This is a genomic window from Marinobacter sp. V032, from assembly GCF_052645435.1.
This window is the reverse complement of record NZ_JBQXYE010000001.1, coordinates 2,298,167-2,320,572: the sequence shown is the minus strand read 5'-3', so window position 1 is coordinate 2,320,572 and position 22,406 is coordinate 2,298,167. Positions and strand designations below refer to the sequence as shown.

Sequence of the window (22,406 nt, the reverse complement as noted above, 5' to 3'; positions counted from 1 at the left end):
AGGACCGGGAAAACAAGGATCAGATCCATGACGTTCAAGAAAACGCTTCGCATTACTCTGCTTTCAGCGGCCATCAGCTTGGTACTCGTAGGCTGCGGAGACGACAGCAAAGAGATGAGCCAGCAGGAGGTGCAGTACCTCAGCCATCTGGATCAATCCCGCTTCTTCCAGCGCCAGGGTGAACTCAAAGCCAGTACGCTGGAGGCGCGGAGCGCCATTGAACTTAATCCCGGCAGCGCGGAACCCTACTTCATCATTGTCGATAACCTTGTGACAGCCGGCGATGCCGTCAATGCCGAAAAGCAGGTCCAGGAAATTGCAGCGCGACTGGATCAAGACAAGACCACCGATACTGTCCACAACCGCATACTGCTGATCACTGCCCGCACCCAGATGATGCGCAATCAAAGCGTTGAAGCCCTGGCCTCGCTCGACAACCTGCGCTCACCGGATAGCAGCCAACAATTGGAAGCGGCCATTCTCCGGGGCGACGTCAAGCTTCGCGCCGGTGATGCCTCAGCCGCTCGAAAGGCATATCAGGACGCCCTCAGTACCGATGAAAACTCAGCACTCGCATTGATTGGCCTGTCCCGCGCAGCGTACGCCGACAAAAACATATCAGAAGCTAAAAGCTACATAGAAAAAGCCGAAAAGGTCGATGCGAACGATCCGGAGCTCTGGCTCTGGAAAGCGCAGATCGCTCAGGTAGAAGAGCGGTGGCAGGATTCTGAAGACGCGTATATTCGCGCCCTCGAGGATATCGGCCAGTACGACATTATGACGTACAAAAAGTACGCCACCATGTCTGCATTAATTGATGTGCTACGAGCACAGGGCAAATCGGCTGAGGCGTTTGTATACGAAGAGATTCTTGCCAAATCCGCCCCCGGAACAATCAAGAGCAACTTCGCAGCCGCCCAGGACGCCTATCAAAAAGGCAACCTGGAGGAATCGGCCCGCTATCTCCGAGAAATTCTGAACCAGGCTCCCAACCACATCCAAAGTGTGGTGATGCTAGGAATGATTCGTTTCCAGCAGGGACGCGTTGAAGAAGCGGAAAACCTCCTTGCCCCCCTGTCCAAGGAAGATTCTCCGGCGATAAACAAATTGTTGGCGGCTACTCAGCTCCAGCTCCAGCGGCCGGATGAAGCCAAACGACTGCTCGAAAACCTGGATGAGAGCCAGTCTGATCCTTCAATGCTTGCGCTAGTGGGTATCGCATCTCTGGCGACCGGCGATACCGCAGCAGGCCGCAGCTATATTGAGAAGTCGCTCGAACTTAATCCCGAGAACACTGATCTTCGCCTGCGCTATGCGACCTACCTGCTCCAGCAAGAGGAATACGAGGCAGCCATTAACCAGGCTACCACCGCAATGAAGCAGGATGAGTCCAATTCAGACGCCCGGGTACTCATCATCAGGGCGTATATGCAGTCAGGCGATCAAGATGCGGCGAGAGAGTCAGCCAGCGCATGGGTGAAAGAACAACCGGACAACACCACTGCCCTGCTGACACATGGCGACCTATCCTCCGCAATGGGGGATCTGGCAGAAGGTAAACAGTTCTACGCACAGGCCCTTAAACAATCGCCGTCGGATCCACGCGCTAACATTGCACTCGCAACACTGGCTGCACGCCAGAACGACAAATCCGAAGCCGCTAAACAGTTCAAGGAGGCAATTAATAAAGCCCCCAATAGCAGACGCGCACTGCAAGGCCTCGTTCAGGTCTCGGAAGATGACGATATCAAGGCTTATCTTGATAAATTGCTCGCCAAGCAACCTGATGCAGTTGGTCCAAAGTTTGTGCTGCTTGAATACGCACTGATGGAGGACGACAACGCAAAAGCCGACAAGCTCTCAGCGGAGTTGCTAGAGCCTGTTAACGAATTTGAACCCTCCACTCATGCGCCGGTTGTCGCTGGGATTTATCGCGGCACTGCCGCTGCCAGATTAAACCGGGATGACAGCAAAGGCGCAGACAAGATTCTACAGCGTGCCCAGGTCCTGTTTCCGGGCAACGAAGATGTCGCTCTGCAGACCGCCAGCTTCTACTTCACCAGTGACCGCGAGGATGATGCGCGTAAATTGCTCAGGGAAACCCGTCTTGAGCACCCCGAATCCGCGCGCCCTTACGTGCTAGAAGCAAACTACGAAATCAGCAAAAACGATCTCGATAAGGCTGCAGAGCTTTACGAGTTAGCGTTGAACAAAGCGACGAGCCCGGACATCTACTTGCGCCTCGCCGAAACGCTACAGAAACAGGAACAGCGTCAAAAGGCGATTGAGACGCTCGAAAACGGAAAGGGCAAATACCCGAAAAGTAGTCAACTCATGCTGGCACTGGCCCTTTCCTACCAGAACATCGACGACATGCCCAAAGCGATCGATGCTTATAAAGCGGTACTGAATATCAACCCGAAGAATTCGACTGCGCTGAACAACCTTGCCTGGATCTACCACGAGAGCGGAGATGGTCAAGCTCTGGAACTTGCTCAAAAGGCTTACGACATCAACCCTGAATCAGCCGCTATCGCCGATACCTATGGCTGGATCCTGTACAAAAAGGGCGACCATAAAGAGAGCATCCCGGTACTCGAAAAGGCACATCAACTGGCACCGGACTCCAATGAAATAGCGATGCATTTAGCCGATGCCTATAAGGCTGCAGGCGAAGAAGGAAAAGCTAAAGAGGTGCTCAAGAAGCTATAAGCAGAGCGTTTGAACGGTCAAAGCAACTGAAATTAAGCCAGAAGTGAAAAGCGCCCTTGCCTACGCATCGGCGCCTTTTATGTTTTAACGAGGTTCATTTTTTTCGCCAGGCACCGTGGCTCACGCCAAAGTTGGTGCCCATCGACTGAAGCATCAGCCGTGATCGAGTCGCAATATTCCTAATCAGATACCCTCAGGCAGCCTCGCATGCAGCACCAAAGCTGAAGTTTTGGCTACAAAGGCTACAAGGGACGTTTACAGTGAACAGGCAAGCCAGAGATGGGCGGGTCAGTATTTCAAAAATGGCTGCTACAAAGAGAAAACCGGCAATTTAAAACCGGGCAAAAAGAAAGCCGGACATGACGCCATGCCCGGCTTTCTTCAATTCAAGTGCTTATCAGGCTTTGCGACGACGAGCCGCAACACCAGCACCAACCAGGCCAAGGCCGATCAGCGCAAGAGATGAAGGCTCAGGCACGTCAGTAATGCGAAGAACCAGGTCATCGTGGTTGTCGTCATCAGGGTTCGCGCCACCATCATCCAGTGCCAGAATTACAGAACCGCTGTTCAGCGGGTCGTAACCAAGCCAGAAGTCCGGAATACCTGCAGTAGCCGGGTCGTTGTTAGCGCCATTCGCTACACTGCCCGCGCCACCTGTCAAAATATTGAACAGTACGGTGCCGGCAACCACGTCAACGTAAATAGAGTCACCAACAGTGCTGGCAGTCGAAAGCGACTGGCCGCCCAGGGTGAATGTATTCAGCCAACCAGCTTCCTTACCAAGAAACTCAATCTTGAGCTTGGTAGCTGCACTGGTTTTAAGTTCAGCCTGGAACGCACCAGCGATAGGTGATCCAGTGTATGTGTCCAGCACATCGTTTGAAGGTGTAACACCCACATTACCCGCAGTGCCGCCGTCAATAATCAGTGCAGCTGATGCACTACCAGCTCCTACAAAACCCAGAGCCAGCGTTGCTGCCAAAAGTGTCCTTTTCATTGTATAGATCCCCTTAACAATTCAGTTATGTAAGCCATGGATAACAGCCATCACCTAAAGCAAATGCAATTGTCGGGCCACATAATAAAAACGATAAAATTCAATATGTTAATATACCTCAAAAAGTTCAATTCAATAAATCGTAAAATATTTCGACAAATCCAGTGGAGTTCTTTTGGCTGCTCCGTAAGAGAAGCAGTAATGGCCAACTCGATAGTCAGCAAATGGAAAATTAGCTGACATCATTCCGAATAAGACTAAACGTCACGTTTATATTCTTAATCTGTCCAAGCAAAACGCATCTTACTGACCATACTGGTATTACTGGATTTATCACTTCGCACCTATAGGCCTATACCTCATGAAAACCCCGGTCATTATGAAGTACCTAGGCATGTCAGTGACTGTCTCTCTCGCGGGCTGTAGTACCTGGGACACAAACGTTAACGAACTGGAGCCGACAGCGGCCGGCAAAACCAACGTTCAGGGACAGGTGTACCGAGATTACTGGTTGAATATAAAGGGGAATACCGTCGACTCAATACTATCTGCCCCCGGCTACCCCGATACACCTGAGGGGTCCGATTTGTGGAGTCGGCTTCAGGCTCCTACGAATCAAGGGAATAACTTCGGCAGCCGAATTACCGGTCTGATTACGCCACCAACTGACGGCGCCTACACCTTTTATCTTTCCAGTGATGATCAGAGCGCATTTAGCCTTTCCTCATCCACTGACAATGCCGGCCTTCAGCAAATTGCGTTTGTGCCCGCGGCCGTCAAGGATAAGGATTACACCCGGTATGGCAGTCAGGTTAGCGCGCCGGTCAACCTTAAAGGCGGTCAACCCTACCGTTTTGAACTTCTCCATAAGGAGGGAGGGTGGGATGATCACGTTGCAGTTGAATGGGAAGGCCCCTCAATCGCCCGACAGGTCGTTGAAGGTCAATATCTGTCGAGTGGCGTAGGATCTACACCAGTAACGCCGGACGTATCCGAAGACTTCATAAAGGGCTACTCATCGGGCTATCGTATTGGCTATTTCGATGGCGACCAGAATCTTACTTATCAGGGGAGCTACCCGTTTCTTGATGAGGATTCAGACGGCATGTATGACAACTGGGAGGTCGTCAATGGTCTGGATCCTTCCAATTCAAATGATGCCGCCAGTGATGCAGATGGCGACCTTCTAAGTGCCTTCGAAGAGTTCGGGTTGCTTACCTCTCCAAATACTGAAGACACCGATGGAGACGGGGTTCCTGATGGAGCCGAGTTTGCATATGGGCTCAACCCGCTGGATCCGGCCGATGGGGCTGCAGATGCTGACGGGGACGGCTATGACAATGCGACGGAGTACCAGCAAGGCTCCGATGTTCTGGATCCAGAATCTGTGCCTGCCAGTGAAAATGTACAGTCTTATGTTCCGGGCTTTGTAGGGCAGTATTTCCGGGGCACCAATTTTGACGAGTTTGTGGTTTCGGAAGTGAACAGTGATATTAACTTCAACTGGGGCTCAGGTGCACCAAACGCTGATACACCGAAAGACAAGTTTTCAGTACGTTGGACGGGGCAATTCATTCCCCCCCACTCAAGCGGAAACCGTACCTACGCATTCACTACTGATGCCGATGACGGCGTGAGGCTGTGGGTCGGTAACGAACTGGTCGTCGATCACTGGAGCACATCCAAGCCGACAACACATTCAGGCGAAAAGTCCCTACCAGCAGAAGAGCCGGTTCCGATCAGAATGGAGTACTTTGAAAGCGGATGGGATGCAAAGGCCAATCTGAAAATCGTCGACACTTCAAACAATTCAAGCATCGCTATCGCTCAAACCATCAGATCACCGACAATGGAAGTCGAGGGCCAGACGCAAGATCTGGACAGCGACGGCATTCCCGATAGCTGGGAACTTCGTTACGGATTAAATCCATTTATTAACGATTCATCCGCCGCGATGAACAGTGATGGTGTTTCCAACCTCCAGGCCTATCAATCTGGATTGAACCCCTGGACCCTTGAGGATGCGTCGTCTTCGGGCCAAACCGTGCCTCCAGAACCTGTCGTACCCGGCCCCACTAATGGCGTTACCCTCAAATGGGCGCTTCCGCTCACCCGGGTTGACGGCTCTTCGTTAGCCGTTGGAGAAATCGATCATTTCGAACTCAGCTATGGACGTGATGCAGGAAATCTCGATCAATCGGTTTCTGTGCCAGGAACAGACACCACTTATGTGTTCGATTCGCTGGAAAGCGGGACCTGGTACTTCGATATCAAGGCTGTTGATACTGACGGGCTGAGCAGCCCGTCGTCTGAAACGGTGTCAACGACAGTCGAGTAAGTATCAGCGATGTCGCGTGGTGGCTCCCCCTCTCATATATTGGGGGAGCTTTTTTACTGGGGTTTGAACATCCGCGAAACAAAAATCTTTGTCTGCTTCTGGGTGTCTGCCAACACGCTGTTTAACAGATTATCTGAAGCACACGCCTCACAATCCAGAGCCACGAAAACCTGATGGACATCTGGCTGCCCGGCGAAGGCAGCGGAAATCTGGGCAAGCTTTGCTTTAATCGGATCGGCTAACCACCTGCCGCCCACGAGGTAGCTGAAAGCCACTGTGATCGTCTCATTGGTTTGCCGTGACTGTATCGTCAATACCGTCCAGTCGACATGATCGACTGTTTGCTCGCGCGACTGCTTTATTGACCATCGCTCCCGATCGAACGGATGGTTCGAGTCCTGCACCAACTCTTTACCCGGCTTTTGATCAAGGTAGGTATACACTTCGATAGCGGCAATGGCTTTCGGCGCACGGCCTTCGCTTAGCCCTTTTCTCAGGAAATAAGCCTGAACTTCTATATTGTCAGCTCCATGAATAACCGGAACCCAGCGAACGGCGTTACGTTGAAAATAAGGCGCCCAATCAGCATTGGTCATCAGCCTCGGTGCTTTCTGCCCAGCAATTAATTGTGAAGACTGCGTCGATATAACGCCCAAAGCTAAAGCCGGAGCTAACAACATCAACAACGTAAACACGATACCCACTTTTGAAAAACGCGAGAACTCAGCCTGCTCGGCATCCTGAATATCCTCTGGTGCTCTGACACGAGCTTTGGCTGTGGCGTTGTCGCTACGCTCCATCCGGTTTGCCATCCAGAACAGTGGTATCAATGAAAGTGCAAAAACGATCCAGCCAAAAAACTCGTGATTGCCTACAAGAGGAGACTCCATGTTCGTAACATATCCCTGATGGATAATCACAAATACCCGAATCCAGTTTGCAGCCAGCGCAAAGACAACACTTAGTACACAGAGCATGATGCGGTTGCGCCACAGGGTGAAATTCATCTGTCCGTATACAACGCTGAGCGTCAACCCCACCAAAAAATATCTTAATCCCGAACAACCGTGTGCCACTTCAAAGGCACCGACACCAGTCAGAAATACAAACACACCGTCAACGTGAAACTCGATGCCAAGCAGGCCAAGAAGTATTTCGTTAACCTTGGTGGTAATGAGTTGGAGCGGCCACGCCAGGTAGTCCCAAAACGGGATAGCAAAGACGAGCAGACCGACAGGAATGAGGAAGCGAACCAATTCTCGCCACCCCCAGATCACACCGAGAGCACACAAAAGAGCCGGTATAAGAACAAACTGCTGGACCGCTTCAATCATCAACATTGAGCCGCCGATGTAGAGCAGCAAAAAACCCAAAAGCGGTAACAACCAGAACGGCGAAAACAAGGTGACGGCTGGACGCACACGCCACTGCTGAACAACGAGGTAGGCTGAAACAGCCAACAGAAGAAAACCGTGGGAATAGGATTCGTCAACGGCCAACCAACGAGAAACGACGCCGTCAATAGTAGACCAGGCACCCAAAATAAAAGCGAACACAACGGCCAGCGGTACCAGCACCGACCTCGGATGCCCTCCTAGCATAACTACTCCTGAACAACAGATTATCGAGCGTTACGCCATTAAACATTAATTCCGGGGGAGCGACCAGTATCCCGTTCGGCTAATTGTCTGGCTTGAGATTTTCTTCAATCAACAATTTAAAACGACGGCAAAAAGCAGAATGGTTTTCATAAACCCAGGACCGCGCTTTAACCGACATTGCGGTACGCTGCTCGGGACTCAGTGCCAAAATGCGATTCACGGCTTCTGTCATATGATCAACTGAAATTCCATATCCATCCCCGAGCCGCACCTTGGTTTTCCACTCTGCAGGCACCAAAACTCCACGTTCGGCATCTACCAACTCATTCATTGGCGGTGCATCGGTTGATAGGACAATCGCCCCTCTTGCCATACCCTCAAGTAGGGTGTGGCCAAACCCTTCAACTTCAGATGGCGCAAGTACGGCGAGCGCATTCCGCTGTAAATGCCCAACACACTGGTCGTCCGCATCGGTAAGCACTTCAACGTTATCAGGAATAGGCGCAAGCCGGTCTACAGAATCGGTAACGACAACAAGCTTTGGCCACTCCGGCTGCAATCGCCAACACGCCATAAGCAACTGCGAGCCTTTGCGCCGGTTCTTGCCCGCAACGTGAATAAAAAACGGTGAGCTCTGTTCTTCAGGCGCCCCTACCTGAAGCATCCCTGCGGGTTCTACGCTAGTCGCATACTCGCCTGAAAAACCGGTAAACACAGTATTTTTGTGCCACTGCGAAAAAAGCGCGCGAGCCGCCTCCGTTTTGCAGACGACGGCATCATAGAACTTCAAATATATCAGGCGGTCCGCCCTGAACCATTCCTGGTTAGGCACGAGCCACGTGTGTCTCGCGGCTCCGAAATAACGCATGATCGGAGACTGAAGCTGGATAGTCAGCAGCGGCTGGTAGCCGAGCCGCCACCGACGCCACTTTGCAATCAAATTGATAGAGAGTGACAGCAACCAGGGCATCCGCTTGTAACACGTATCGAGATGACCTCTGATACGGAACTGGTAGCCTCTCGTCGGCGGCACCTTGATTATGATGACGTCAAAACCAAGGCTCTCAAGAATGGACCGCAGCATCTCGCCATCAGCAACCAGACCTCGCCCGGTATTTCGGTAAACAATCTCTATCCGTCTATCCATGCAACTCTTCCAATTCCAGGATTAATCCCTAATCCGCGACGTCTTCAGTTCAGAGCCGGATTGTTTTGTTTATGCGCTGGCGCCAGGCCGCAGGTAATTTAGCTTGTTGGGTGTAAATCAACCTGAGCACGGGCTTTCGGACGAGTTGAACCGTTTTAAAACTATAGGCTGTGCCATGCAGGCGATCTTTATAGAACGTATTTTTTCCACCCCCGGCCAATAGGTCGTAGTAATGGATGTCAGGATCCGCAAACGCTTGCTCTATCGCATACCCAAGATGGAGGGTGCCCAATGCAACCTGACGGTCGAACGACTCATCGTATCCGGATTGAATGTTGTAACGCCGGGCCCCAATAACAACATCATAGAGCACTGATACGCACTTTCCGTCTACCAGCATTTTCGATGCTTCAAGCTTACCGCCGCTTTCGGTGAAACGTTGAACAAACGCTTGATGAAACCTTATGCCCTCTCTATCAAATGCTGGACTCCCCCACCGGCCGATATGAAACCGGGAAAGCTCTTCAAGAAACTCCGCAAATTCATAGCTGCTGCCGGCGTGGATAAAGTCTATCTGCGATCGCCTGGATATCCTTTGGCGACGGTTATATACCTTCAAGCGGGTGTTTTTTCCAAGCGCCGCAAGCCACTCTTCAAAACTGTTTGAAACGTTGATGGCAATTCCGCTATCAAACGCCCGGTCCACCTGGGTTAACTGACCAAGATGGGTTCTCATGGCACGCGTAATCAGGTCAACGTTGGCAGGACTGCAATCACACAACACAACTTCATCCCAAGTGAGCTGGCTAACAAACGCCACGATGGCGCTTGATACCTCTTCTGAACAATTGGCGTCGGTAATCAAGTTGGTATATTCAGACCTCACAGATGGGCCAACATGCCAAGCATTTCCGAGCATTTGCACTCGGTTAACCCGCAACCCAAGGGGCATCTGCTGTGCCCTTCGGTAGAATGGTCCTATCCCGATAAGTCGACCACCATCATCGAACACACCAATTAGAAGAAGATCCAGCCCCATTACTTGTGACCACGTCTCCCACCAACTATAGAGCCAACTCCAGCCCATAAAAAGACGATCGGCGCCAGAACGCTCAACCAGATCATCCCAGTCGGGACCGAGCTGGCTGAACTCATATGCACTAAGCAGGCGGGCATTCACCCTGCAACCACTATCGGGCACGCTTACCTCGAATATCCATTACTACCCGCGCTGTTGTCCGCCAAGGACCCAGCCAGAAAGGGTCAAGACCAAATGCCCTGCGTAATGCGCTGAAACATCGCCTGCGCTGCCCCGTTGCAGACAAATATCGTGCCTTTCTGAGATAAAAACGACACAAGCCGGCCCGCTTCTGTTTGCGGGTTAACGCATCAGGAAACTGCTCAAGGAAAGAGTGAATAATTTGTTCATTTGCACTAAAGCGCGCCTCTTTATCAGTGGAAATCTGATCATCCATTACCCGGTAATATCCAAAGTAATGCGGGACGTATAAAAAGCGGAATTGGGTCGACAGACGAAGCCAGAGTTCATAATCCTCAGCTAAACGATCACGCTCGTTAAAGGCCCCAAGCGTGTCAAAACAGTGTTTTCGCACCATGGTGGTATTCATACTGATAAAGTTATCCGCGAGCAGGCGCTCGGTAATCATGCCGGAGTGCCGGGGCATATTTAATCGACTTAATTCAGCGCCGGTTTCAGAAATGGTGACGTTGTTGCCGTAGACAATGTCTACTGACGGATTATCGGCAAACGCCTTCACCGACACCTCAAGCTTGTCAGGAAACCATTTGTTATCAGAATCAAGAAAACAGACAAACTCTCCCCGGGATTCCTGAATCCCTCGGTTTCTTGCAACACTCTGACCCTGATTATGCTGTTTGAAATAGCGTATACGGGAGTCTTCCTGCACATAACGCTGTACCAGCACTTCTGACCCATCAGTCGACCCGTCATCAACAATAATGAGCTCAAAATTCTCATAGGTTTGGTCGATGACACTTTGTATCGCCTCCGCCAGAAACGCTTCGCGATTGTAGGTAGGGGTAACGATACTAATGAGTGGTTGGTTGCCTTTCATTCCCTGCTCCCTAGAGCGCTGAATACTGATCTTGTGCCGCCAATAATAGTTCACCATCGCTGTCGCCAGCCATAATGAACCAGTTGTCCTCCCAGCGAGCCTTGTCTTTCAATCGTGTCCGAACAAAAAAGCGCGGCCGGGACCGTGGTCGAAAAAATCCTTCATCCAGCAAACATTGCCCTAACTCTTCATCAGAAGTTGCCGTTGTGATGTGGCGAGCGTGGCGCCACTGATATCTGCACTTTCTGATCAAAGCTCTTTTTAGATCGACATCCCTTGCCGCGCCAAGATAGTCGACAATTCTCAAGCTTCCGCGGGAATAACGAACAATGAGCATGCCCAACAAAATACCGTCACGCCATGCGCAAACAAAAGCATACTGCGCAAGAGGATGGTTCTGATACTTCCAGTCAAGATATTCATGAGTGCGCGCAATGGTCTTACCAAACCCACCTTTGCTGACAGTCCAGAGGTAGTCGATAGCCTTTTTGCCCGGCAGCTGGCTCCGCACGTCTATGCTGTAGTCGCCACTATGGCTTCTTCTGCACAGCGCACCCCTAATAACATTGGCCCATTGGAGAACCTGGAACGCAAGCATCCGGGGAGAATGCCATTCCCTGATCAACCGAAAATTGTAGACCGATTCGCTTTGATGCCAGCCCATTTTAGCGAGGACATGGGACGCTTGATCGCTTACGCCAAATGACATAATGATATCGGCCTGCTCAATTAGCGTTCGCTTAATCTGCTTTCCCAAGCCCTGCCCCCGCATGTTGGCGCTAACATGGAAGTCACAACTCCAAAGCACATCGATCGGCACACCAAACTCGGTAGCTTCAATGGGCATAATCCCGTTAAAACCCACAACCTTATCAGCGTCATCTACCAGAATGACGGGGTTAAAGCGTTCAGCATAAGGCGTTTCTTCAAACTGCCATTTCCAAAGCAATGGTTTATAAGGCACCGACTCGAGGAGCGCCACAATGGGCTGCTGGTATCGCGCCTCATAGTTGACTGGTCTGATGCTCACGAATCAACCATCTGCTGATCAAGCCAGGACTGGAACATAAGAATGCCCCAAAGCTGAAATGAAAAGTCCTCACGGCCGGTCAAATGCTCTTCCCAATAAGCTCTGATGATACCGGTGTTCCACAAACCCTGTTGATCAAGACGGTGCTCATCCAACAACGTTTCGGCCCAATCACGTAAGCTCGAACGTAACCAAACGCCAATCGGCACTGCAAACCCCGCCTTCGGCCTGTCAATCAATGCTTTGGGCACATGCCTGTACAGCACTTGGCGAAGCACCTGCTTGCCTAATCCATTTTCCATATTCATTGACACCGGGAGACTTAATGCATACCTCACGACTCGCTCATCAAGAAGCGGCACCCTCGTTTCCAGGCTACAAGCCATGGCGGCTCGATCCACTTTGACCAGTATGTCATCAGGAAGGTACCAGTTGAGATCGCGCCACATGAGCGTCTTAAGACTGTCACCTGGAATGCTCTCAGGCAAACCCGCGCTCAACCCATAAACCGGCTCATTGCTGTCTCTCAAAACCACTGAGGGATCCGGCCAATAAGAGATCCGCGAGCGATAGAACGCCGATAGATCTTCTGCCCGGGAGCAGGCTCGGTCTGCAATCAAACGATCTTCGATAGCGGTCAGGGACCGGGTTCTCTGAGCCGGCACAGCACGGCGAATAAGATTAGCCGCTGCCCGCGTCGGTAAACGAGAAACAAAACCGCGGAGCCGTGATGTGGCTGAGTGCCGCTTTTGCCAACCGGCCATCATCGAGTTGTATCGCCCGTAACCGCAGAACAACTCATCTCCACCGTCTCCGGACAACGAAACCGTTACATGCTCGCGGGTCATCCTGCTGACAAGCATCGTTGGCAACTGCGAGGAATCAGCAAATGGCTCGTCATAAGTAGCAGGCAAATCGGGCACAACATTCAGCGCATCCTTTTCGGTCACATACAGCTCATGGTGCTCTGTACCAAGATGCGCAGCTACTGCCGCGGCGTGCTCAGCCTCATTAAACCCGGGTTCATTAAAGCCGATCGTGAACGTTTTTACCGGTCGGCTGGCGCGCGCCTTCATCAGGGCCACTATAGTTGAAGAGTCAATTCCTCCGGAAAGAAAAGCACCCAATGGAACATCCGAAATCATCTGTTCTTGGATGACATTTCCAAGAATATCCTCAAGCTTGTTCGCAGCAGCGTCTCTGCTTTGCGGGGGAGGCTCGCGCTCACTAATGGCTGACATATCCCAAAAAGCTGTATCGCTAGTCACTTCGCCGTGGCCGGCGGCGCCATAGCTAATTTCGACAAGGTGTCCCGGCCTTACCTTAAAAATACCCTTAAAAATGGTATGGGGAGCGGGAATAAAGTTATGGCGAAGCAAAAGAGGCAGCACGTTTTTCTCTAGCTCACCACTGAACGACGGGTGTACACGCAACGCCTTTAGCTCAGAACCAAACAACAGCGACCGGCTTTGCCAGCCATAATAGAGAGGCTTTTCACCCATTCGATCACGGGTCAGATACAGTGCCTTTTTCTCTCGATCGACCAGCGCAAAGGCAAACATGCCATAGAAGCGAGGTATCGCGCTTTCAATGCCCCAGTGTTCAATAGCAGCCAGCATCACTTCGGTATCAGAATGACCTTTAAAGGAATAGCCGTACCCGAGCAACTCCTTCCCCAGTGTTTTGAAGTTATATATTTCGCCGTTGAACACAATGATATAGCGCCCGGAAGGCGAAACCATCGGCTGAGCGCCGGCCGGGGAGAGGTCCTGAATGGCCAACCGCCTGTGTACCAGGCCGAGACCATGCGCACCATCGAACCAGACGCCGTCTGCGTCCGGTCCTCGATGGGCAATGCTCTTGCCCATTTTCCTGAGTAGCCGCTCAGGGCCCTCGATACTATCTGGCGTTAAAAATCCTGCTATGCCACACATCTACTGAGTTCCTTTCAAAATTGGCAAGCGTGCACGAATATATTGCTTTTCCATTGGATTCAGCGCCATTAACCAAAACGCTACTGCCCAGATCATGCCAGACACCAGTACCGCCACAAAAACATCCAGGTAACCTTCCAGTCCCACCCACTGCCGGAAACACCACGCAGAAAGTGCTAGCAATAGTGCCGGGACCACGCACGGCAATACGCTCTCCTTTAGATACCGGGAAACAGCGATGCCCAGTTCATTACAGGTGTACTTCAGATAAATGGGAACAAAAATAAACGCCGGAACGGTTGAAGCAAAAGCGACACCCAGGATGCCAAATTGATGGACCAGAACAAGACTCAGGCCCAGGTTAATACCGGCAGCGATAGGCGTCAGGCGTGCAAAAATGCCGTGCTTGTTTATCGCGGTGAGGTAACGGCTATTAAACGGATCAATTAACGGCAACAACGTAAAAATAACCAAAAATGCGATAATCCATTGACCCTGCGCCTCAAATTCCGGCCCTATCCAGATGCCAAGAAATGGCGCTCCCAAAATCAACATCCCAGCCGCCATCGGCAATATGACGCCAACAACATATTTACTCGCCATCAGATAGACCCTCTGGATACCCTCCTGATCGTTCATTGCACTCATGCCACTGAACAACGGCATAAAGGCATGACTTAGAGTCCAACCAAGGTTACGCAGGTGCTGCACCAAGTTCGCTGGAATACTGTAAAAAGGCACGGCTGCGGGCCCCAGCACGAAACCGATAACTAGCGAATCCGTCATATTTTCAATACGGGTAGCGACCCCCTGAATGAGAGATTTAACCCCGAACGAAATAAGTTCTTTCAATTTTGGAAAGGAAAAATTACCAAGGTTTGCTCGAATAGCGCCGTAGGCGGGTTTGAACAGAATCAAGAAAAATAGAACGTACTTCACAGAGAGTCCTATAGCATTGATCCCTGCGAGTAATAACAGACCATTTTCAGGTGTGATGAAAATATAGAGAATTGTCGATCCGATAACCGAGTTAACGATCGTAATATTGTTCTTCAAATAGTACTTCTGGAACCCTTCAAGATAACTCTCAGCGACCTGACCCGGGAATGCAAACAACAATTGAGCGCCGATGATAATCAGCAGTATGGCGTAACGTTCTGATGGGCTACCTTCAGGTGCCAACACGTTGGGAAACCAAGCAGCCCAAAGAATACAAAACAGGCACAAAAGCATGCCTGTCAGAATCATGAAAAACAAAGCAGATGAAAATACAATCAGCAGTTGAGATTGATCCCCTTCCGCTTTGTACTTTGCCGCATAACGACTGATCGCGGGCTGGATTCCGAGATTCAACATGCCGGCATAACCGATGATCGCTCCGATCATCTCCCAAAGGCCGTAATCGTATTTACCCAGGTTGTATACAAATACAGGGGTCATCACGAACGTAATGATCAGTTTAACGATCATTACCAGAACATTGGATCCGGTGTTCACAAGCAGGCTGCGTATCACGTGTTTTACCTGCTATTGGGTCATTCTGGAGTAAATAGCATGTAAGGACTTAGCTGTGTGGCCGACATCAAAGCGGTCTGCTGCCTCAGGCCTGAATGCCACGCACTCTTCCTTAATAGCGGGCTGGTGCTCCTTGAAGTATTTCAACTGGGCGATAAGATCGTCGACCGAACCCTGAGGAAACATTAATGATGGAGTATCCTCGATTACCTCTTTCAAACCTATACAGTCACTCCCCAATACTGGGGTCCCTGCCACCATCGCTTCCATAGGCAGCAGTGGGCACGCTTCCCAGCGAGAAGGCATGACTACAATATCAACACCTCGCAGTGCTGCGGGCATCTCGTCAGTAGCAGGAAAAAAATGAAAGTATTCAGTCAAGCCTCGAGCTTCAAGTGCGGCCTGCTCTTCGCGAATAAAACCTCCCCAACCGAAACACGCCACATAGATCGGCAGCTGAGAGTCCTTCATCCGCTCAACAGCTTCAACCAGTAAACCAAAGCCTTTCTGCGCCATAAAGCGTCCAAAAAAGCCAGCCAGCAGAGCACTGTCAGGGATACTGGATTCGGCCCGAAGATCTCGAACCTGGTCCGTCATAAAGAATGAAGAATCAATACCATTTCTAATTTCAGCGATTCTATTTCCCTCACCCAGGCGTGGGTATGTCTCTTTCATATTCAACATCGCATCGCGACCAACCGGATTAATCACAGTACAGGTTTTTAATAGCGTACCGATGAGCCACCGCTTAACCCGCCCCTTCATCCCTTTAAACTGATCAGGTAAAAATACGTCATGAGTCGTCGCAACATGCGGAACCCGCAACAACACCGCGGGAATCGAGGTGATTATTGCGGCGGTAAAACCGTGCGAATGCACCAAATCGGGTCGTTGCAGTAGCAGCCGCAGTAAGCCTTTAAACAGCGAAAACAGTGTATTTTTAGATCTACAGACTTTCGCCACGTTCCCGAGTCCTTGGTAGATCGACTCCATAGAATCTGTTTTTGGCGTCAGGAAAGTGATGGAAACATCACTCATAACCTTTTCGCCGTACACATAACGAAAATACGTCCGTATCCCACCTCCAGGATGCCGGGCGACCACCAAAATATTCATCCATTCCCCTTGAACGACATATAACTAGACGCCATCAGCCTCTATTAACCTTCCAACCGAGCCCAACTCTAGCCTGCAAATGGTCGTCAGCTTGTAACGAATCAGTATTTCGGCCGAGTTTGTCCATAACCCTGCCAAAAGCTATGGTTACTCCTCCAAGCAAATACCAATAATATTGCGACAAGCCATAGTAGTTGAGGCTGTACACAACATACATCCAAAAAACTGCTAGTAACGCCTTGTTCAGGTTGGCAAGGAACGGGTTGGCGTCACCTAGCAGCAACAACCGTTTCTGATTTTCTCGGAAGCGTCGGTATATGGCGATAATAAATCTCAGAAAAAATACAAACCCTATCAGACCCAGTTCAATTATTAGCTCGCCATACATGTTGTGGCTTGCTTGTCGGCGCCCCCAGCTATGGTATTTTGATTCAGGCGTTGTACCTAACCCATGACCCACTAAAGGACGCTCAAGGCCCAACTCGAATTCATGAATAATCAGATCAATTCGCCCATCGGTCGTTTTCGCGCCCTTCGCATCTGAAGAAACCAGTGAAAGATACCGGTCTTTCTGGATCGGCGTCATGACACTCCAACTCCCGAATACCAAGGCAACAGCAATAAGTAGCAACAACCACTTTCGGGATGAGGTCTTGAATACCATCCACGCAACAACAAGCAACGCTAAAAATGCGCCTCGCGACATAGTAAGGATTAACGCATATAAGAGTGCAGGCATGAGCCCTAAGTAGATAATTGACGCTATTTTTCCACGTCCAAAAAGCAAGTAATGCAAAAATGGTATGGCTGTCGCTATAACAAATCCAAGGCCATTAGGATTGATAACGTCAGAAGGCGCCCCCGCCAAGCGTCCTGCGAAATCACCGTCTCCGAGATAAGTCCGATCCCCCCAATATCCTTCAGTAATGTGAAGAAATAAAGGTTCCAAAACTCGGAATACTTGGCAACCTATAAATACAAATAGAAATATTTTCAACCGCTTTTCGGAGTCAAGAATTAAAGCTGTGAAGAATAGGAATACAATTGCCTTGACGAACTCAGGTAAATTATTTCGTACAACACTTCCCGGGTATTCAACGAGTATAAGCGTCACCGCAATATAAATCAGAATTGCAAACATCGATTTGAATATAGGATCTTGACCCCGGTCCTTTAAACGGTCCCTTTGTAAATATAAACCTACACTAATCAGGAGCACCAAAAGCAACGTTGGGCGCAGCATTGCATAGACATGAACTCTAGCAGACAGATGAAAAAAGAAATCCACCAAAAAATACATGTACAGCCAAAACAGGCCATTTGAAACCTGTTCGTTTTGCGACACCCCTTTCGCCGGCCCTGACGGTTGGCTAAAGGCAACAGAGCTCCCTATACCAGGCATTACGCCTTCACCCTGATCGTCTTGCGTAGCCGATGCCCCATCAACTCGACTCCCGATACCGATTTAAAGAATTGGAAGGGTTCATCGCTACCAGAGTGTCGACGCAAGGCATATCGATCCTGCATTTCCAAGCTATCTGCAAAAGCCGTGACTGCGCAGGTGAACCCTGCCTGTTCAACAACAGCTTTAAGGGCCGGATTAAAATCCGATGGCTCACCATTGGGGTAACAAAAGGGTCGTGCTCGCGAGCCCAACTTCTCATCCAGCGCGTCTCTGCATCCAACAATTTCATGTGATGCCTGAACCGAATCGACCCGTCCAAGTGAGGGGTGGGTTATTGTATGCCCACCTATCTCTATACCTGACGCCTCCATTTGACCAAGCTGAGCCCATGAGCATGCTTGGAACTCGACCGGCGCTTGGCGGGGCAATACAAGCTTCCAAGCACTGGCCAGTGAGCGAATAAAGTTATGTTTTTCGGGGTCAGGTATGGACAGCAGATGTCCAATCAACCTTTTCCAGACACCTGCATAATCTCTATGGACATCTTCGCTGGACACATACAGGCCCCGCGTCTCAAAGACGATGTCGTGATTCGGCGCGTTTTTGCATAGCCAGGTAACCTGGTCAGGCCACAACCAAAGATCCCCTTCTACGAAGCCTGTCGTAACAAATAGAGTCGCGGGTATATTGTATTCTTCAAGCAGTGGCCAGGCGACGTCATGAAAATCACGGTAGCCATCATCTACTGTAATAACCAACGTATTTTCAGGAACCCGCTTTCCTTCGAACAATAAATGCGAAAGCTCATTCAAATTGGTTGGTCGATAGTATTTATTTATATATATCAGTTGTTTTCTAAAGCTTTTCTCAGAGACAAATCCCGGTCGCGGCTCTTTTGAAAAACGATGATACATAAGTATACGCGGAGAGGTCCGGGTTAAGTAGCGGGCGAACTGGTACATCCCCATACTTCCGGCCAATTGAATACAACGCGAAAAATAATTCACGACGAGGCCCTAATAATTAACTTATAAAATACCGAAAACAACTAACCCCCTCCCTTGGTTCTACAATGAGCGTCATGCCCTGCAACGCCAAGCACCCTACGATAATGTTTAACATGTGCATCAATCATCGCACTCATACCGAATCGACGAGATGATTCAGCGGCTGCATTGCTCCCAATTCGCTCACGCTCGCCGGCATTGTTGGCCAACTTTTGAATACAGTCGGCAAATGCCTCAATATCTCCTGCAGGAAACAGGTAACCTGAGTCCCCATGAATGACGGCTTCCCCGTTGCCACCAACATCACTGCAAACAACAGGTAACCCTGCTTGCATGTATTCAATAATTGCGTTGGAGAAACCTTCGGACTCTGAGCAAAGAACGCCAATATCTAGATATCGGAGGCATGCCCTAACGTCACCTCGAGCCCCCAGGAAATGCACGCGGCCATCAATACCGGCCCTCGCAGCCAACGCATTTAATTCAGCAGGATCTCCCGCCCCAATAATAACAAGATCTAAATCAGGTGTACTTTGCCTCAATAGCTTTAAGGCCTCGATAGCATCACCAATACGCTTAATCGGTCGAATATTCGCAACAAGCCCCATCAACAAGCGACCGTTAGCTTTTAGGGAAACCAGCGCATCTGTTGAGGAGAGGCTCAGAATCTCATCAGCGGAGTCGGAAAGATGATACCCGTTATAGATAACTTCAACTAAGTTTTCAGGCAAACGCTCTGAATTTACCGTAATTCGTTTGACAGCCTCACTATTTACAATTGCACCTGAGGAAAAACGTCCGGTAACTCTTAAAACATTTTTTAAAAAAGGAGTATACCAATACCCCATATCTCTTCGAGAAATTAGCGTTTTAATACCATGCATCCGAAATACAGGAGGGCAAATAACAGAAGGATCATTAAAAAAAACATGGCAAACACTGTAGCCTCCAGAACGAAACTGCCGAGCTTTCGCGTTCAGGGCAAGCCACGTTTTAAAACTCTTCAGTGATCGAGACCCTAGGACGCTATACTCACAGGGAAAACAATTTTCCTTGAGCCATGGCGATTCCTCAAAAACAAGCAAATGAGGCTGGACATACCTGTCAGGAAGACCCTTAATCAACTCAAATAATTGACCTTCTGTGCCGGCATTTGGATCACGAAAATAATCTATTACGTATAAAACTTTCAAACCGTCCAAGCTAGTCTCCATGGGCTTAATAACTTAATTATTTAACTTTTTCTTGACCTGCAATAACCCGCAGCGACCTTGCAGGATCAAGCAGACCAGCCCTTAGAAAATAACAAATCGCATGAAAAAAGTTTCTATCTTCCCAAACAACTAATGCCAAACGAAAATATAAAACTGCCAATCGTTTTCTTACTATATTTTGACGATAAGGATAACGCATCCTTGCACGATTTAAGATTTCAAACCCTATGCGCCACCTCCGCTCCAAACCACGGGCACTAATGGTATCTTCGTGTTTTCGATAAAAAAAAGCCACCTCTGGAAGATAAGCGACCTTCGTGGACTCGAATATACGTAAAGCCATATCGTGATCTTGACCAGCTCTGAACGATTCTACAAAACCTCCAATCTTCTTATAAACCGAAGAACGAACCATCGACCCACCAGGAAGCGCAATATAACAGTTAAGTAACAAATTATTCGGATCACCGCTCTCGACGTGAAAATCACTTAAAGTATTAAAATTCAATGACCTACCTTCTGAATCAACAGCTGCACCCATACCATACACCAAACCACATTCACAATTCTCTGATAAATAGCTGACATGGCGCGCCACTACGCCTGCTGACAAGTAATCATCACTATCCAGTATCACGACAAACTCGCCCGATGCAGCACTCAAACCTAGGTTTATTGAAGCAGACTGACCACGATTAACGCGCCCTTCGTGATAAAGTAGTTTTATTTTTTCGCAACTCTGATAATCGAACAATATATCGAAGGTGCCATCTTTAGACCCATCATCTACAACAATGATTTCGATATCGGAATAATCCTGCCTTAGACATGATTCAATTGCACACTCAATATATTTAGCTCTATTATAGGCTGGTATAATTATTGAAACTCTATCATTTATTAAATTCATTTTATATCTACTTGATTTAAAATCATTCAATCTTTAACTGAATAGCTGAAGGTGGAGAATTACAACTTGCGCAAAGTGGGAAGCCTTGCTCATTTACTTGGCCATCACCAGAAATAACGTAAGCAAATATCTCACCCTTAGGATTTAAAGCTCCTAAATTTGGTATGAACTCAATTTTATTATTAGACCAAGAAATCGGAATCTGAAGCTCATAGGACTCCAACTCAGAGAATGAACTTTTTGCTCCAAGCACGACCCTACTAAACCTATAATCCATATAGATATCATCAATATCAGTTTCTTGGAACTCTTGAAGCTTACCATTAAAACCAATCAATGCTATAGTTGGACTTAGCGCCCCCTTCAAGGCAGGTGTATCACTAGTGCTTATATTAGTCAGCAGCTTTCTATCAACGTATATTGATAAGTCATTTTCATCCGTATCTAAAAAAAACTCCATTAAGTGCCACTTATCGGGAGTTATTGGCGCACTTACCCAATTTTTATGAACCTGTATTTGCGTCCAAGATATTCTCACTCCGTCTTTACCCTGAGGATCCTCCCAAACACGAAGGTATTTATTAGCTCCGGGCGACTCATAACCATTACCCGAACCTCCGGCAAAATTTTCAGGAAAAGTCATTTGAGCGGACGAACTATTGCCCCTGATCACATTGCCAGTTAGCGCATTCGCGTTCTTTTGGCCGTCAAAAACAAAATGGTGCATCCCCTTACCATTACCGACTGTTCCTTTACCTATGTAGGTCCCCTTTATATCACCGACAGACACTTTTTCGCCGGAAATAAATTCACCTTTTTTACCCTGAGCCGAGATCGCCCAATAAAACCTGGGGTCGTATTTCATTTTAAGGTGCCAAGCAACGTAGAGACGCGAGTTATCTGTCGGCGTATCGGAGCCTCCATAAGCTGTAGGCCAGCCTAAAAAGGAGTTCGCTCCTTCAAAAAAATAATGGCCTTTATCATCCTCTGATCTGGCCGTTCTCGAAAGTGAGATAACGGGGGCATGAGGTACGCCACTTGAATCACCAACCGAAGGTTTATCCCAAAGGCTACTAACATCGCCTTCACTACTCCTTAGTATAGGCTGACCGTCAGAAAATGAGGATTGGTGTAGGTTCAGCTTCGCTGAGTCATATGATTCACTGCCAAAGTCCATTAAAACGGGAGCAACATTGGCACCGCGACTGCCAAAGCCGGCTCCTTCAAGAACCACAGTTCCACCTAGGGCAACCGGACTACCTGATACCTTTGTTACGGACGGAGCTGCGCTCAAACTCACACTTACTAAAGAAGTGAAGATACTGCCAAAAAGCATCACACCGATTGTGGTGGATGACCGGTAAGAAGTTTTCATATTATTTCA

At 49.1% G+C, this 22,406-nt stretch carries 16 protein-coding genes; 2 read left to right on the top strand and 14 right to left on the bottom strand.

Going from position 1 to position 22,406, the window contains the following annotated elements:
- Window positions 1–27 precede the first annotated feature (27 nt).
- On the top strand, window positions 28–2,712 hold the full coding sequence (locus tag ACUN9X_RS10570) for a tetratricopeptide repeat protein (RefSeq protein ID WP_445473021.1): 2,685 nt from the start codon (window positions 28–30) through the stop codon (window positions 2,710–2,712).
- A 397-nt stretch (window positions 2,713–3,109) separates the two neighbouring features.
- Here ACUN9X_RS10570 and ACUN9X_RS10565 read toward each other — a convergent pair whose 3' ends face one another.
- On the bottom strand, window positions 3,110–3,709 hold the full coding sequence (locus ACUN9X_RS10565; protein ID WP_260035468.1) for a PEP-CTERM sorting domain-containing protein: 600 nt from the start codon (window positions 3,707–3,709) through the stop codon (window positions 3,110–3,112).
- A 394-nt stretch (window positions 3,710–4,103) separates the two neighbouring features.
- On the opposite strand from ACUN9X_RS10565, the gene ACUN9X_RS10560 reads away from it, so the two are divergent.
- Window positions 4,104–6,047, top strand: coding sequence for a PA14 domain-containing protein (locus tag ACUN9X_RS10560; protein WP_445473020.1), 1,944 nt, complete (start codon window positions 4,104–4,106; stop codon window positions 6,045–6,047).
- Window positions 6,048–6,100: 53 nt separating this feature from the next.
- Here ACUN9X_RS10560 and xrt read toward each other — a convergent pair whose 3' ends face one another.
- The 13 genes from xrt to ACUN9X_RS10495 form a co-directional block, all read right to left on the bottom strand.
- On the bottom strand, window positions 6,101–7,648 hold the full coding sequence (xrt, locus tag ACUN9X_RS10555) for an exosortase (protein WP_445473019.1): 1,548 nt from the start codon (window positions 7,646–7,648) through the stop codon (window positions 6,101–6,103).
- Window positions 7,649–7,727: 79 nt separating this feature from the next.
- The gene (locus ACUN9X_RS10550; protein ID WP_445473018.1) at window positions 7,728–8,618 is read right to left on the bottom strand and encodes a glycosyltransferase; all 891 of its coding nucleotides are present in this window, start codon (window positions 8,616–8,618) and stop codon (window positions 7,728–7,730) included.
- 226 nt (window positions 8,619–8,844) lie between these two features.
- Entirely contained in the window at window positions 8,845–9,975 is a 1,131-nt protein-coding gene (locus ACUN9X_RS10545; protein ID WP_260035464.1) for a GNAT family N-acetyltransferase, read from the bottom strand.
- Between the two features lie 10 nt (window positions 9,976–9,985).
- Entirely contained in the window at window positions 9,986–10,891 is a 906-nt protein-coding gene (locus ACUN9X_RS10540; protein ID WP_260035463.1) for a glycosyltransferase family 2 protein, read from the bottom strand.
- A 10-nt stretch (window positions 10,892–10,901) separates the two neighbouring features.
- On the bottom strand, window positions 10,902–11,921 hold the full coding sequence (locus tag ACUN9X_RS10535) for a GNAT family N-acetyltransferase (protein WP_445473017.1): 1,020 nt from the start codon (window positions 11,919–11,921) through the stop codon (window positions 10,902–10,904).
- Window positions 11,918–13,855 (bottom strand): asparagine synthase (glutamine-hydrolyzing), encoded by a 1,938-nt coding sequence (gene asnB / locus ACUN9X_RS10530; RefSeq protein WP_445473016.1) that lies wholly within the window; start codon window positions 13,853–13,855, stop codon window positions 11,918–11,920. Before asnB ends, ACUN9X_RS10535 begins: the two co-directional genes overlap by 4 nt.
- On the bottom strand, window positions 13,856–15,370 hold the full coding sequence (locus ACUN9X_RS10525) for an oligosaccharide flippase family protein (protein ID WP_445473015.1): 1,515 nt from the start codon (window positions 15,368–15,370) through the stop codon (window positions 13,856–13,858). It lies immediately after the preceding gene.
- Window positions 15,371–15,382: 12 nt separating this feature from the next.
- Entirely contained in the window at window positions 15,383–16,486 is a 1,104-nt protein-coding gene (locus ACUN9X_RS10520) for a glycosyltransferase family 4 protein (RefSeq protein WP_445473014.1), read from the bottom strand.
- Between the two features lie 34 nt (window positions 16,487–16,520).
- Window positions 16,521–17,888, bottom strand: coding sequence for an O-antigen ligase family protein (locus ACUN9X_RS10515; RefSeq protein WP_445473013.1), 1,368 nt, complete (start codon window positions 17,886–17,888; stop codon window positions 16,521–16,523).
- Window positions 17,888–18,853: a polysaccharide deacetylase family protein gene (locus ACUN9X_RS10510; protein WP_445473012.1), complete on the bottom strand. Its 966-nt coding sequence runs from the start codon at window positions 18,851–18,853 to the stop codon at window positions 17,888–17,890. The genes ACUN9X_RS10515 and ACUN9X_RS10510 overlap by 1 nt, the downstream gene beginning before the upstream one ends.
- An 86-nt stretch (window positions 18,854–18,939) precedes the next feature.
- A complete protein-coding gene (locus tag ACUN9X_RS10505) occupies window positions 18,940–20,100 on the bottom strand; it encodes a glycosyltransferase (protein WP_445473011.1) in 1,161 nt (386 codons plus the stop codon).
- Window positions 20,101–20,128: 28 nt separating this feature from the next.
- A complete protein-coding gene (locus tag ACUN9X_RS10500) occupies window positions 20,129–21,022 on the bottom strand; it encodes a glycosyltransferase family 2 protein (protein WP_445473010.1) in 894 nt (297 codons plus the stop codon).
- A gap of 22 nt (window positions 21,023–21,044) precedes the next feature.
- A complete protein-coding gene (locus ACUN9X_RS10495; protein WP_445473009.1) occupies window positions 21,045–22,397 on the bottom strand; it encodes a hypothetical protein in 1,353 nt (450 codons plus the stop codon).
- Window positions 22,398–22,406: the final 9 nt, after the last annotated feature.

Bases quoted from the DNA above. Each gene is read 5' to 3' on its own strand.
- ACUN9X_RS10540 (WP_260035463.1), bottom strand. From the start codon at position 10,891: ATGAAAGGCAACCAACCACTCATTAGTATCGTTACCCCTACCTACAAT.
- ACUN9X_RS10565 (WP_260035468.1), bottom strand. From the start codon at position 3,709: ATGAAAAGGACACTTTTGGCAGCAACGCTGGCTCTGGGTTTTGTAGGA.
- ACUN9X_RS10495 (WP_445473009.1), bottom strand. From the start codon at position 22,397: ATGAAAACTTCTTACCGGTCATCCACCACAATCGGTGTGATGCTTTTT.
- ACUN9X_RS10510 (WP_445473012.1), bottom strand. From the start codon at position 18,853: ATGTACCAGTTCGCCCGCTACTTAACCCGGACCTCTCCGCGTATACTT.
- ACUN9X_RS10570 (WP_445473021.1), top strand. From the start codon at position 28: ATGACGTTCAAGAAAACGCTTCGCATTACTCTGCTTTCAGCGGCCATC.
- ACUN9X_RS10515 (WP_445473013.1), bottom strand. From the start codon at position 17,888: ATGCCTGGTATAGGGAGCTCTGTTGCCTTTAGCCAACCGTCAGGGCCG.
- ACUN9X_RS10500 (WP_445473010.1), bottom strand. From the start codon at position 21,022: ATGAATTTAATAAATGATAGAGTTTCAATAATTATACCAGCCTATAAT.
- ACUN9X_RS10560 (WP_445473020.1), top strand. From the start codon at position 4,104: ATGTCAGTGACTGTCTCTCTCGCGGGCTGTAGTACCTGGGACACAAAC.
- ACUN9X_RS10520 (WP_445473014.1), bottom strand. From the start codon at position 16,486: ATGAATATTTTGGTGGTCGCCCGGCATCCTGGAGGTGGGATACGGACG.
- xrt (WP_445473019.1), bottom strand. From the start codon at position 7,648: ATGCTAGGAGGGCATCCGAGGTCGGTGCTGGTACCGCTGGCCGTTGTG.
- asnB (WP_445473016.1), bottom strand. From the start codon at position 13,855: ATGTGTGGCATAGCAGGATTTTTAACGCCAGATAGTATCGAGGGCCCT.
- ACUN9X_RS10550 (WP_445473018.1), bottom strand. From the start codon at position 8,618: ATGCCCTGGTTGCTGTCACTCTCTATCAATTTGATTGCAAAGTGGCGT.